Origin of the sequence: Limosilactobacillus avium (assembly GCF_947381485.1) — a bacterium.
Taxonomy (GTDB): Bacteria; Bacillota; Bacilli; order Lactobacillales; family Lactobacillaceae; genus Limosilactobacillus; species Limosilactobacillus avium.
Map to the genome: position 1 here is coordinate 1 of NZ_CANCWN010000038.1, position 13,228 is coordinate 13,228.

The 13,228-nt window shown below is 51.0% G+C and carries 9 protein-coding genes; 4 read left to right on the top strand and 5 right to left on the bottom strand.

Features of this window, described 5'->3' with window-relative positions:
* Positions 1 to 47 precede the first annotated feature (47 nt).
* Positions 48 to 890 (bottom strand): AraC family transcriptional regulator, encoded by an 843-nt coding sequence (locus QOS01_RS09260; protein ID WP_283622105.1) that lies wholly within the window; start codon positions 888 to 890, stop codon positions 48 to 50.
* A 224-nt stretch (positions 891 to 1,114) separates the two neighbouring features.
* Between QOS01_RS09260 and QOS01_RS09265 the strand changes: the two genes are divergently transcribed.
* Positions 1,115 to 3,070, top strand: coding sequence for a PTS sugar transporter subunit IIA (locus tag QOS01_RS09265; RefSeq protein WP_283622106.1), 1,956 nt, complete (start codon positions 1,115 to 1,117; stop codon positions 3,068 to 3,070).
* 46 nt (positions 3,071 to 3,116) lie between these two features.
* Positions 3,117 to 5,336 carry an alpha-galactosidase gene (locus QOS01_RS09270; RefSeq protein ID WP_283622107.1) on the top strand — a complete coding sequence of 740 codons (2,220 nt, stop codon included), beginning with the start codon at positions 3,117 to 3,119 and terminating at the stop codon, positions 5,334 to 5,336.
* A gap of 62 nt (positions 5,337 to 5,398) precedes the next feature.
* Here QOS01_RS09270 and QOS01_RS09275 read toward each other — a convergent pair whose 3' ends face one another.
* Both QOS01_RS09275 and QOS01_RS09280 read right to left on the bottom strand, forming a co-directional pair.
* A complete protein-coding gene (locus tag QOS01_RS09275; RefSeq protein WP_283622108.1) occupies positions 5,399 to 5,746 on the bottom strand; it encodes a TetR/AcrR family transcriptional regulator C-terminal domain-containing protein in 348 nt (115 codons plus the stop codon).
* Positions 5,747 to 5,757: 11 nt separating this feature from the next.
* Complete coding sequence (locus QOS01_RS09280) at positions 5,758 to 5,997, bottom strand: TetR/AcrR family transcriptional regulator (protein WP_283622109.1); 240 nt, start codon at positions 5,995 to 5,997, stop codon at positions 5,758 to 5,760.
* A gap of 171 nt (positions 5,998 to 6,168) precedes the next feature.
* Here QOS01_RS09280 and QOS01_RS09285 point away from each other — a divergent pair, with 171 nt between their 5' ends.
* Positions 6,169 to 10,452 (top strand): 2-hydroxyacyl-CoA dehydratase, encoded by a 4,284-nt coding sequence (locus tag QOS01_RS09285; protein ID WP_283622110.1) that lies wholly within the window; start codon positions 6,169 to 6,171, stop codon positions 10,450 to 10,452.
* Between the two features lie 97 nt (positions 10,453 to 10,549).
* Here the strand turns inward: QOS01_RS09285 and QOS01_RS09290 are convergent, their stop codons facing one another.
* Together QOS01_RS09290 and preA are read right to left on the bottom strand one after the other, a co-directional pair.
* Positions 10,550 to 11,419: a GRP family sugar transporter gene (locus QOS01_RS09290; RefSeq protein ID WP_283622111.1), complete on the bottom strand. Its 870-nt coding sequence runs from the start codon at positions 11,417 to 11,419 to the stop codon at positions 10,550 to 10,552.
* A gap of 42 nt (positions 11,420 to 11,461) precedes the next feature.
* Complete coding sequence (gene preA / locus QOS01_RS09295; RefSeq protein ID WP_283622112.1) at positions 11,462 to 12,751, bottom strand: NAD-dependent dihydropyrimidine dehydrogenase subunit PreA; 1,290 nt, start codon at positions 12,749 to 12,751, stop codon at positions 11,462 to 11,464.
* A gap of 51 nt (positions 12,752 to 12,802) precedes the next feature.
* Between preA and QOS01_RS09300 the strand changes: the two genes are divergently transcribed.
* On the top strand, positions 12,803 to 13,228 hold a 426-nt coding region (locus tag QOS01_RS09300; RefSeq protein WP_283622113.1), incomplete at its 3' end, for a helix-turn-helix domain-containing protein.

Below are 13,228 nucleotides of genomic sequence, written 5' to 3' on the forward strand. Positions count from 1 at the left end.
AAGACCTCCTTACTGATGATTTCAGTATAGGAGGTCCTGCTGACAATTTATAGACGTGTCGTTATGGTGTGCTTACGGTACACCGTCGGGCTAAAGCCGCTGTAGCGTTTAAAGGCCTTGGAGAAGGTGAATTCGTCCCGATAACCAACCTGGTGGGCAACCTCCTGGACGGTCTGGTCCGTACTGCGAAGGAGCTGGCAGGCCTCTTCCATCCGCAAGTGGGTGAGGTAGCTCTGGGCTGAAATGTTGAGGTCCTTCTTAAAGATGGTGTAGAGGTAACTGCGCGAGATATTAAGGTGGTGGCACAGGTCCTCAACGGTGCACGACTGTTTGGCAAAGTTCTTTTGCAGGTAGTAGGTGGCTAACTTGAGCTGGTCATGGGCCTTACTGCCGGCCTTAGGGGCCTGACCCGGGTATTCCGTCACCAGGTGGTAGAACATCTGGTAGGTCAGTGTTTCGACCAGGATGTCGTTGGCTAAGGAGCTTTTCTTCTTCAGTGCGGCGAAGAGGCGGGAGAGGCTGTCATAAAAGTGGCTCCCCTGGACCTGACGGAGGTACCGCTTGGTAAACAGGGACGACCCGGCCAGCATTGTCTTGATCTTTGTTCCCGAAAGGCCAATCCAAAAGTACTTCCAAGGGTGCTGACCATCGGCCTGGTAGAAGCAGGGGACCCCCTTAGGTAAGAGGAAGACGTCGCCTTTTTTCAGGGTTACGGCCGGGTGGTTGGCCGAGGAGAAGGTTCCCTGGCCATCCATGACGTAGTGAATCACGTAATTATCGCGGACGTTATTTCCCCGGTAGAAGTAGTTGGGCCGGCAGTTGTCCTGGCCAATAAACAGGATGTTACTTTCAAAACTTTTGCCAGTGAGGCTTTTGTATTCACCGTCCATGTTTTTTCTCTTCCTTCCATGTTGATTTGTTCAATCACGATTACTCTTTATCACCATTGTAGCATGGAACATCAAAATTACATGTCGATTTGTTAGTAAAATTATTTTGCCCATACTGGAACTTTTTAGCCATGGAATGATAAACGGTTATCAAATATAATAATCTCGAATTATGAAAGCGGATACAGAAACCGCTTTTAAAGTTAAAGAGAGAAGGAAAGATTATGAGTACTGAAAATAAGAACAAGATGCCGATGCGGCAACGTCTTGCTTATAGTTTTGGTGCCTTTGGTAACGACTCGTTCTACGGCCTCCTTTGCGGCTACCTGATCATGTTCATTACCTCGCACCTGTTTGATACCGGCAACCAAAGCCTTGATAATAAGATGATTAGCATTGTGACCCTGATCATCATGTGCCTGCGGTTTGTCGAATTGTTCATTGATCCCTTCATTGGGAACGCGATTGACCGGACTAAAACCCGGTGGGGCCACTTCCGTCCGTGGGTGGTAATCGGTGGGACCGTCTCCGCGGTGATCCTCCTCTTGCTCTTCACCAACATGGGTGGCCTGTACAAGAAGAGTGCGATTGGCTACCTCGTCTTGTTCGGCGTCCTCTACATCACCATGGACATCTTCTATTCCTTTAAGGACGTCGGTTTTTGGTCGATGTTGCCATCGCTGACGACCGATTCCCGAGAACGGGAAAAGACCGCCACCTTCGCCCGGGTTGGTTCAACCATCGGTGGGGGAATGGTCGGAATCATTGTCATGCCGGCCGTCATCTACTTCTCCGCAACCAAGACCAGTACCGGTGACAACCGTGGTTGGTTCGTCTTTGCCCTGATTATCTGTTCTTTGGCCCTGTTGTCTGCCTGGGGTGTGGGGATCTTCACCCGGGAGACCAACAGTGAAATTCGGAAGAATAAGAAGGACACGGTTGGTGTCGTCGGTATCTTCAAGGCCCTCTCCGGTAATGACCAACTGATGTGGGTGGCCTGTGCCTACCTCTTCTACTGTGTTGGAATTAACATCATTAACTCCCTGGAAGTTTACTACTTCACCTACATCATGGGGGCCCCGAAGGCCTTCTCGATTTTCTCCACGATCAACGTCTTCTTAGGAATCATCGGGACGTCCTTATTCCCGTTCTTCTCTAAGCACCTCAGCCGTAAGGCCCTCTTTACCAGCCTGCTGGTCTTCATGCTGTGCGGGATTGCCCTCTTTACCGTCGCGGGCGACAACCTGGCGTTAGTTCTGATTGCCGCTTCGATGTTCGGCTTCCCTCAACCAATGGTCTTTTTGATTGTCCTGATGGTTATCACTGACTCCGTTGAATACGGGCAGCTGAAGTTAGGCCACCGTGACGAATCCCTGGCCTTGTCCGTCCGGCCGCTACTCGATAAGTTCGGTGGCGCCGTCGCCAATGGGGTTGTTGGTCAAGTTGCCATCCTGGCGGGGATGACAACTGGAGCCACCGCTTCTTCGATTACCGCCACGGGACGGATGAACTTCAAACTGATGATGTTTGCCGTGCCAGCAGTTCTTTTGGTCATCTCCATCTGCGTCTTTGCCAAGAAGGTAATCCTGAGTGAGGAAAAGCACGCCGAGATTGTTGCCGAACTGGAGAAGACCTGGGGCAAGCACATCAAGGACGACGACCAGCCCGCTAAGGATGTTGACATCCCCACACCAATTGCTGGAACCCTGATGAAGATGAGCGACGTTAAGGATAACGTCTTCTCTACCGGGGCCGCTGGTGACGGCTTTGCAATTAAGCCAAGCGATGGACGGGTCCTTGCCCCGTTTGATGCCACGGTCAAGCAGGTCTTTACAACCCGGCACGCGGTTGGCCTAATCAGCGATGACGGGATTGCCCTCCTTATCCATGTCGGTATTGGGACCGTCAAGCTGAAGGGGACCGGCTTTGTTTCCTACGTTGAAGAGGGGCAGCGGGTCAAGAAGGGTCAAGAACTGATTGAGTTCTGGGACCCAACGATCAAGAAGGCGGGCCTCGATGATACCGTGGTGGTTGCCGTGACGAACACCAAGAAGCTGGGACCAATTTCGCTAACTGCCAAGCCGGGAACAAACGTCCAGGCCGGGGATGATGTTTTGCAGGTTCAACTGCAGGACCAACCGGAGGAAAATGACGAAGAACTAGTGCCGGCGACCGATTAAGTTTATAATAGGTAATGTAAATGCTTACAAAAAGGGGTTATTTAAAATGAGTATCCATGTTAACGAAGAACACAAGCTTTTCCACTTGCAAACTGCCAAGACAAGCTATGTTTTCCAAATCCTGGAAAATGGTGAAGCGGGACAGCTTTACTACGGACCACGGATTCCAGTAAAGGCTGCCTACACGAACCTGGCCAGCCGGGAAGAACACGACTGCACGAACACGCTGACCGTTGAACAAGCGGACTTCCAACTGGAATTAATCAAGCAGGAATACGCTGGTCTGGGTAAGGGTGACTACCGCTACCCGGCCTACCAAATCACCTACAACGATGGGTCCCGGACATCCGAGTTCAAGTACATGGGCTACAAGATTACCGATGGCAAGCAACGGCTAAACGATATGCCATCATCGTTTGATGACCAGGGTGATGATGCCCAAAACCTGGACGTGGAATTCAAAGATGAATACGCAGACGTTGCCTTGACCCTCCACTACACCATCTTTGACAAGGAAGACGTCATTGTCCGTAGCGCCACCTTTAAGAACCGGGGCAAGGACATTGTCTTGAACCGGGCGCTCAGTGCCCAACTTGACCTGCCGGACGCCAACTACGATATGGTCCAATTCTCCGGTAGCTGGGCCCGGGAACGTCATTTGATTCGGACCCCACTCCGTGCCGGGGTGCAGAGCATCTCCAGTTTGCGGGACGCATCCAGCCACCAGCACAACCCATTCTTCATGCTGGCCCGGCCACACACCGATAACAACCACGGTGGTGTCTTCGGTTTTAACTTCATCTACTCCGGGAACTTCCTCGACTCCGTAGAAGTAGACCAGTTCGATACGACCCGGGTCCTGGTCGGCATCAACCCGGACGAGTTTGGCTGGCACCTATCCGATGGGGAGAGCTTCCAGACGCCAGAAGCAGTGATGACCTACACCAGTGACGGCTTCAACCAGATGAGCCATCAGCTGGCTGACTTCTACCAGGACCACCTGATCAACCCCCACTTTGCTCGTCAGGAACGGCCAATCCTGATCAATAACTGGGAAGCAACCTTCATGGACTTCAACGAAGACAAGCTGATGCCAATCGTTGACGAAGCCCACAAGTTGGGAATCGAAATGTTTGTCCTCGATGATGGTTGGTTCGGTCACCGGGACGACGATAAGTCCAGTTTGGGGGACTGGTTTGTTGACGAAAAGAAGTTTGCTACCGGGATTGACGGCTTTGCCAAGAAGGTCCACGACAAGGGGATGAAGTTCGGTCTCTGGTTCGAACCGGAAATGATCTCCATCGATAGTAAGCTCTATGAAGAACACCCTGATTGGATGATTGCTACCCCTGGCCGGCAGAGCACACCTGCCCGGAACCAGTTTGTCCTCGACATGACCCGCAAGGAAGTTGTCGACTACTTAGTTGACCACATCAGTGCCATCATCAAGAAGACCCAACTGGACTACATCAAGTGGGACATGAACCGGAACATTACGGAAATGTTTGGGGCCAAGCTACCCGCTGACCGCCAGCTTGAATTTGCCCACCGCTACATTCTCGGGGTTTACCAATTATATGCCCGCCTGACGAGTGCCTTCCCGAAGGTCCTCTTTGAATCATGTGCTTCCGGTGGTGGCCGGTTCGATCTCGGGATGATGTACTACGCACCACAAGCATGGTGCAGTGACGACACCGATGCCGTTGAACGGATCAAGATTCAAGACGGGACTTCCTATGGTTACCAACAATCAATGTGGGGTGCCCACGTCTCTGCAGTGCCAAATGACCAGGTTGGCCGGCTGACTTCGCTGGCAACCCGGGCAGCCGTGGCATACTTCGGCGACTTTGGCTACGAACTGGATATTACCAAGCTGCCAAAGGACCAACTGGCCGAGATCAAGGACCAAGTGGCCTTCTACAAGAAGTACCGGAAGCTCTTCCAGTTCGGGAAGTTCTACCGTTTGGAAAACGCCGACACGGCAACCGATAACGTTTACGACTGGGAAGTTGTTAATGATGACAAGACAAAAGCGATCATGGCACGCTTCCAGATTCTCAATGGTGCCAACCCAGCTTACATCCGGGTATACTTTTCCGGTCTCGACCCTGAAAAGCAATACACGGTTAACGGCGGGGACGAGAAGTTCTATGGTGCTGAACTGATGAACGCCGGTTACTTTGTTCCACGGATCATGGACCGGACGAAGCCAGAGAAGGACCCATCGGACTTCAGTTCACGGCTCTTCGTTGCGGAAGAAGCTTAAAATAATAGTTGAATAATAAAAAAGGTTTGGCTGCGATGACTTTCGCAGCCAAACCTTTTTTGTTAGGACTCAATTCCCAGCACCCGCATGTGGCCATCCAATGCCAGCCTGATTAGGTTGTGGGCCAGCTGGCGGGCACTCATGTCATGGGCCTGCCCCTCATGGAGCCACCAGGCAAGGACACTGATGAAAATTGAGAGAATGTAGGTGATAACTAGGTCAGAAGGAATCGTGCTCTTTCTATCAATGCCGAATTCCTTCAGAATACCAATGATGTTGGTACTGAGAATCGGGGTCAGCTGGTTCTGGAGGGTACGCGAGGGCGTCCCGTCAATGATCAGGAGGAGGTCCCGGTTTTCAGAACATTTTTCCAGGACCCCAGTCAGGGTATCCTCCAACTTGGTGAACATGATCTTACGGTTCAAAAAGAGGAGGGGGTTCCGCAGGGGGGTGAAGAGGCCGATTGCCTGCTTGAAACTTGGTCGTACAGGTCCTGCTTATCGCGGTAGTGGGCATAGAAGGTGGCCCGGTTAACCATCGCCTTGTCCGCAATCTCCTGGACGGTAATGGCGTCGATGCTCTTCTCCTTCGTTAGGGCGACAAAGGCATTGACGATGTTTTGTTTGGTCCGTCGTACCCGAATATCTTCTTGGAGTGTCACGTCAATTCCCCCTTTAAATCAAATCCAACAGAATGTTGGAATCTGTTGTCTAACAAACAAACCCGTAAATTTTGCCGATTGAATGTTGATAATTTTCATTTAAAAATATACTTAATTATATTATACACGCTGTTGGAAAAGTACGGTGTATGTCAGGGGAGGAATTTAACGATGACAGAGAAACTCTATGGAGGGATCGATGTTGGTTCAACTACGGTTAAGCTGGTAGTGATGAACGATGCCCACCAGACCCTTTTCTCTCGATACGAACGCCACTATGCAGATGTCAAAGCGGCTAGTGAGCGCGTAATCAAGGAAGCAATTGCTGAACTGGGTGGCGACACCCCAATTGCCTTCACGATTACGGGGTCCGGTGGGATTGGTCTAGCCAACCTATTGCAACTGAAGTTTATCCAGGAAGTGATTGCCTGCACCAAGACCGTTGAGCAGCTGATTCCCGAGACGGATGTGGCGATTGAGCTAGGTGGTGAAGATGCCAAGATCACCTTCTTCGGCGACTCCCTGGAACAACGGATGAACGGGAGCTGTGCCGGGGGTACCGGGGCCTTCATCGACCAGATGGCGGTCCTTTTAGACACCGATGCCGATGGACTGAACAAGCTAGCCCGGAACGCGGAAAAAATTTACCCGATTGCCAGTCGCTGTGGAGTCTTCGCCAAGACGGATGTCCAGCCGCTGATCAATGATGGGGCCCGGAAGGAAGACATTGCGGCAAGTATTTTCCAAGCCGTGGTTAACCAGACGATTTCCGGCCTGGCTGCTGGTCACAAGATCAGTGGACACGTTGCCTTTCTGGGTGGTCCCCTCTACTTCATGGACCAACTGCGCCACCGCTTTATTGAGACCCTCCACCTCACTGACGATGAAGTGATCTTCCCAGAGAACCCGCAACTCTTCGTGGCCCAGGGGGCGGCCCTTTATGCTAATGACCAGCCGACGCTGTCTTTGGACATCTTGCTGGACCGGCTGGAACACGGTGATTCCTCCGTTCTGGCACCATCACACTCCCTCGACCCGCTCTTCAATAACGAAGACGAGCTGGCGGCCTTCCGTCAGCGGCATGCCAAGGACCGGGTTGAGGCCGGGGACCTGGCAAACTACCACGGAACGGCCTTCTTGGGAATTGATGCTGGTTCGACGACCACCAAGATTGTCCTGATGTCAGCGGACCACAAACTCCTGTTTACCGAATATGACAACAACGATGGCGACCCATTGGAGAAGACCAAGCAGATGCTCCGGGACCTGAACCTGAAGATGCCGGCCGACGTGAAAATCGGTAAGGCCTGCGTCACCGGGTATGGTGAGCACCTGATCAAGAACGCCCTCAACGTTGACCTTGGCGAAGTGGAAACGGTGGCCCACTACCAGGCGGCCCACTACTTCCAGCCAGACGTTGACTTTATCCTGGACATTGGTGGCCAGGATATGAAGGCGATGACGGTCAAGAACGGGGCCCTGGCCGACATCAAGCTGAATGAAGCCTGCTCATCTGGTTGCGGGTCCTTCTTGGAAACCTTCGCTACCGGTCTGAAGTACAATATCCGGGACTTTGCCCAAGCTGCCTTGCTGGCTAAGCACCCGGCCGACCTGGGCTCCCGGTGCACGGTCTTCATGAACTCAAAGGTTAAGCAGGTCCAAAAGGAAGGGGCCACAATCGGTGACATTTCCGCCGGCCTGTCATTTTCCATCATCAAGAACGCCCTCTTCAAGGTAATCAAGATGCGGAGTGCCGACGAACTGGGTGACCACATCGTCTGCCAAGGGGGAACCTTCTATAATGATGCCGTTTTGCGGGCCTTTGAAAAGATCGCTGGTGTCGACGTGATTCGGCCAAACATCGCCGGATTAATAGGGGCCTACGGTGCGGCACTGATTGCTGAACATAACTACCAAGCCGGGGACCAGACCAGCCTCCTCTCTATCAAGGAGATGGAAAACCTGACCTTTGAAAAGGAGTACATGCACTGTGGTGGCTGTGCCAACAACTGTGAGCTGACTTTGACCATCTTCAATGACGGCCGGAAGTTTGTCACCGGTAACCGCTGTGAACGGGGTGAGGCCCGGGCCCTCCGCCTGCACGGCCAGCGGCCCCGGAATAACGGGAAGGTCAACCTGGTAGAACGGAAGTACAAGGAGCTCTTTAAGTACCGACCGCTCCGCAGTAAGTTAGCTAAGCACGGAACAATCGGCCTTCCACGGGTTCTGAACATGTACGAAGATTACCCGTTGTGGGCTACCTTCTTTAGGAAACTGGGCTTCCGGACGATCCTGTCGCCAAAGGGGAGTAAGGAGCAGTACGAGAAGGGGATGGAGACCATCCCGTCCGACACGATCTGTTACCCGGCCAAGAACGTCCATGGCCACATCATGGCATTGATTGCCAACCGCCACGTTGACCGGATCTTCTACCCGGCAATTGTCTACGAGCTCCAGGAGAAGAAGGCGGCTAACAACCACTACAACTGCCCAATTGTTCAGTCGTATCCCGAAGTAATCCGGAATAACGTCGACGAGATTCGGAGTGGTCAGGTCGACTTCCGGGACCCATTCCTGAACCTGGCGGACCACCAGTCAACGGCGGAAAACCTCTACGAATGTTTCAAGGACCTGGGTATAACGAAGCAGGAGGTCCGCGATGCCCTCGAGGCCGGTTACCAGGAGCTGGACAACTTCCACCAGAAGATTCATAACTGGGGTGAAGATACCCTGATGATGCTGAAGCAGAAGGGGGAGCACGGGGTTGTCCTTGCCGGGCGGCCATACCACCTCGACCCGATGATCAACCACGGAATTTCCCAGATGATCACGGCTGCCGGTTTCCACGTCCTGACCGAGGACTCGATTGCCCACCTGGGCGACGTCAAGGGCCTCCGGGTAGTTAACCAGTGGTCCTATCACTCCCGCCTGTATGCGGCGGCCCGGATTGCGGCCAAGACGCCGGAACTGGAATTTGTTCAACTGAACTCCTTTGGTTGTGGCCTGGATGCCATTGATACCGACCAGGTTGAAGAAATCATGAACCAGTACAACCGTCTCTATACCTGCCTGAAGATTGATGAAGGGGATAACCTCGGGGCCATCCGGATTCGAATTCGGTCACTGAAGGCGGCCATCAAGGAGCGGACGGAAAAGGAGATTCATCCGGAAAAGCTCTACGACAACCCAACGCCGGTCAAGTTTACCAAGGAAATGAAGAAGGAGAAGTACACCCTCCTCTTGCCGATGCTATCGCCAATTCACCAGCATAACCTGGTTGACGTGGCTCTCCAGGCATCGGGTTACAACGTTGTTAACCTGCCAATCAAGGACCGCCGTTCCGTTGATGTCGGGACCCGGTACGTGAACAACGATGCCTGCTACCCGGCAATCATATCAATTGGTCAAATGATTGAGGCCCTGCAGAGTGGCAAGTACGACCTGAACCATACCGCCGTAATGATGAGCCAGACTGGTGGGGGCTGCCGGGCCACCAACTACGTGCCATTGATTCGCAAGGCCTTGAAGGACGCCGGCTTCTCGCAGGTACCGGTTGTTTCGATTTCCTTGGGAAACCAGGGGGTTGAATCGACACCGGGCTTTACCTTCACCCTGCCGCTGATTAAGCGGGCGTCGATTGCCTTCCTGTATGGTGACCTCTTCGAACGGCTGGTTTACCACACCCGGCCGTATGAGGTGGAGAAGGGCGCCACAAACGCCCTCTATGCTGACTGGCTCGACCGGGTACGGCCAAACGTGGAGAACGGGAGCTTCAAGGAATTCAAGCGGAACGTTCACGCAATTGTGCACGACTTCGATACCCTCCCGGTACGAGACATTGTTAAGCCAAAGGTCGGCGTGGTTGGTGAAATTCTGGTCAAGTACTCGCCAATTGCCAACAATGACATTGTGGGGACCCTGGAAAGGGAAGGGGCCGAAGCAGTGGTTCCGGACATTGTAGGCTTCATGAACTACTCCCTGTACAACCAGGTTTACCGTCACCAACACCTTGGTGCCAAGAAGAGTTCGCAACTATTTGCAGCTGTCCTGTTGAAGCTGATTCGTCAGGCCGAGAAGCCAATGGATGAGGCTTTGCGGGCTTCAAAGCACTTTGAAGGGATTACCCCGTGGGATGAAGTGGTTGCCGGTGCTAAGCCGGTCCTTTCCCTGGGAAACATGACCGGTGAAGGCTGGTTCCTGCCAGGTGAAATGGTAGAACTCCTCCGTTCCGGCGTTAACAACATCGTCTGCATGCAGCCGTTTGGGTGCTTGCCAAACCACATCGTTGGTAAGGGGATGTTGAAAGAACTGCGTCGTGAATACAAGGGCGCCAACCTGATGCCAATCGACTACGACCCTGGTGCTTCGGTGGTCAACCAGCTTAACCGGATCCGGTTAATGATGGCCACCGCCAAGAAGAAAGTGGCCGCAGAAGAAGCAGTAACAAGTGAATAAGTAATAGAAAACGGCTAAGGATAGTGATTTATCCTTAGCCGTTTTGTGATAATAAAAAGAGGCTGAAATTCAGCCCCTTAAAATAATTGCATTGTAATTACAGCGTCTTACCAATAAGGACAGCACCGGCAACAACCAGGATTAAACCAAGAATTGTCAGGCGAGTTTCCTTCCTGGTTCTTGCTTCGTGCAGAATGAAGAATCCACCTAAGGTCGAAATTACAACACTCATTTGTGAGAAGGTGTAACCGACAGATTCACCGTTAATTGCAATCGAGAAGATTAAGGTGAAGTTGGCAATTACATCGCAGGCACCGGTAATCATGTTCTTCCAAGTGTACTTATCCCACATGTGGTTCTGAGTTTCACTCTTTTGCATAGAACCAACAATAACATAAGTGATGAAGATAGCGACGGCTTCTGGTGGCAAAACATCCCAGCCAGTCAGGTTAAAGGCGTTTGGCGCAGAACCATAAGCAATAAAACCAAGCGAAGAAATTAGCAGTAAGATGTTACCTTTCTTAACATCGGCACCCTTGCTCTTTTGTTCGTGGTAAGAAGTAAGGAAGATACCAATGATGATAACGATAACTGCGCTAATCCCGTAGATCCATTTACCAGTGGTTGCCCATTCCCCAAAGAAGATGGCACCAATCAGGTTGTTACCAATCAATTGCTCACCAATGGAAATTGGCATGGTCATGGTTGCACCAACCAGTTCCAAACTCTTAACTTGGAAAATGAGCCCTAGGGCTTCACCGGCACCACAGATAGTGGCACCAATGATTTGCCGTGGTGTAAGGACTGGTATCCGGACAAAGTAGACAATTAACCCAGCGAACAGGGTAGTTAACCCCATCCCCATACACTTGTTGGTGAAGCTACCACCAATAAGCTGCATACTGATAATTTCAGTACCAAAACCAATTGCTGGTACGAGGGCAACTAATAATCCTACTAAACTCATTTTAGGTCCTTCTCTCTTTGTTTATCCTAGTGTTAGAAGAACCTAGTCTTCAGCAGAATCATAATTGTGAAGTCGTTGTGAGCTTGCATCAACTTCAGCCGGGTCACCTTTACGACCTGGCTTCATTTCAACTAAGCCCAACTTAATTGCGCCAACTGGACAAACCAGAGCACAAAGTTGACAACCGACACACTTGCTCTTATCAAAGGTTGGCAGACGTTTTTCATCATCCCAGCCCATTGCTTGGTGAGCACCATCTTGACAGGAGATGAAGCAACGACCACAGCCGATACATTTATCCCAGTCAATCTTTGGGTAAACCTTGTAATCACGGTCCAGTTGGCTGGTTGGAACAACGTTCTTATTAGCAAGACCAACTAATTCTGAAAGGTGATCAACACCCTTTTCTTCCATGTAGTGCATCATACCATTCTTCAGGTCGTCAATAATCCGGTAACCATATTGCATAATTGCCGTGGTTACTTGGACGGTTGTAGCACCCATCAGAATGTATTCAGCAGCGTCTTCCCAGGTTTCAATTCCACCAATACCGGCAATTGGTAATTGTTCAAGGCCAGAGGCAGAACGTAATTCTTGAAGGAAGTGAAGGGCAATTGGTTTAACAGCCTTCCCAGATAAGCCAGAAACGGCCGACTTACCATTGATGTTAGGCAGTGCGACATTCTTTTCAAGGTCAACGTTTGAAACTGAACGGACAGTATCAATAAGGGAGAACCCATCGGCACCACCGGCTAAGCAACCCTTAACGGCAGGAACCATTGATGCTAAGTTTGGTGAAATCTTAGCAATAACTGGAACATCGGTTCCTCGTTTAACGGCCTCGGTCAGTTGCTTACATAATTCTGGGTCTTCATCGACTTCGGCACCCATCTTAGCGTTAGAAGTCTGTGGGCAAGACATACTTAATTCAATAATGTCTGCACCAGCTTCAGTAACTTGTTGTGCCAACTTAGTCAGGCCGTCTTCGGTAGCAGCCATGATTGAAGCAATCAAAACCTTGTTAGGAAATTCTTCCTTCAGCCGTTTCATATCAGCACAGTTTTCTTCAACGGTCCGTTCGGATAGTTGCTCCATGTTGTTAAAGGCAACAAATGGGGTGTCTTCCTTTGATAATTCATTAAAACGAGGAGATACTTCATCAATCTTTTCACTGTTTGGTGAAATGGTCTTGAAAGTGATACCGCCCCAGCCAGCCCGGTAAGCACGGGCACACATTTCATAACAGTTACCAACTGGTGAAGCTGAGAGGCAGAATGGGTTTGGCAGATTGTAAAATTTAAGTTGAACATTTAAGTGGACAGAAAAACCCATCAAGGTCTTTAATGGTGTTACCTCAACATTCCATTAGAAAGAAGGACCTTAATGGGCACCACTATTTTATCATTCCAGAACCGTGTTGTCATTGAAACACTTCATAATGAAGGACGTTCCTTGCGATACATCGCTAACTACTTAGGCTTTAGTAAGACCACCATCTTTAACGAACTTCACCGGCTAAATAGTGAGTATCAAGCTGAACTAGCGCAAACTGACTTTGAACGCAAGGTTAGTCAACGGGGGCGGAAGTCTTCGCTCACTAAAAACCTTAAACACTTGATCGAGGAAAAGATTCAAGTCCAGAAGTGGTCCCCTGAACAAGTTGCCCATGTAGTTGGAATTGCCTACAAGACGGTCTATAACTGGATTGATCAAGGATGGCTTGATGTGCAGTTACCCGATTTGCCTGATCATGGAATTCGTCGCCATCGCGCTAAAGAAAAGCGTGGTACGTTCAGTCACGGCCGCTCA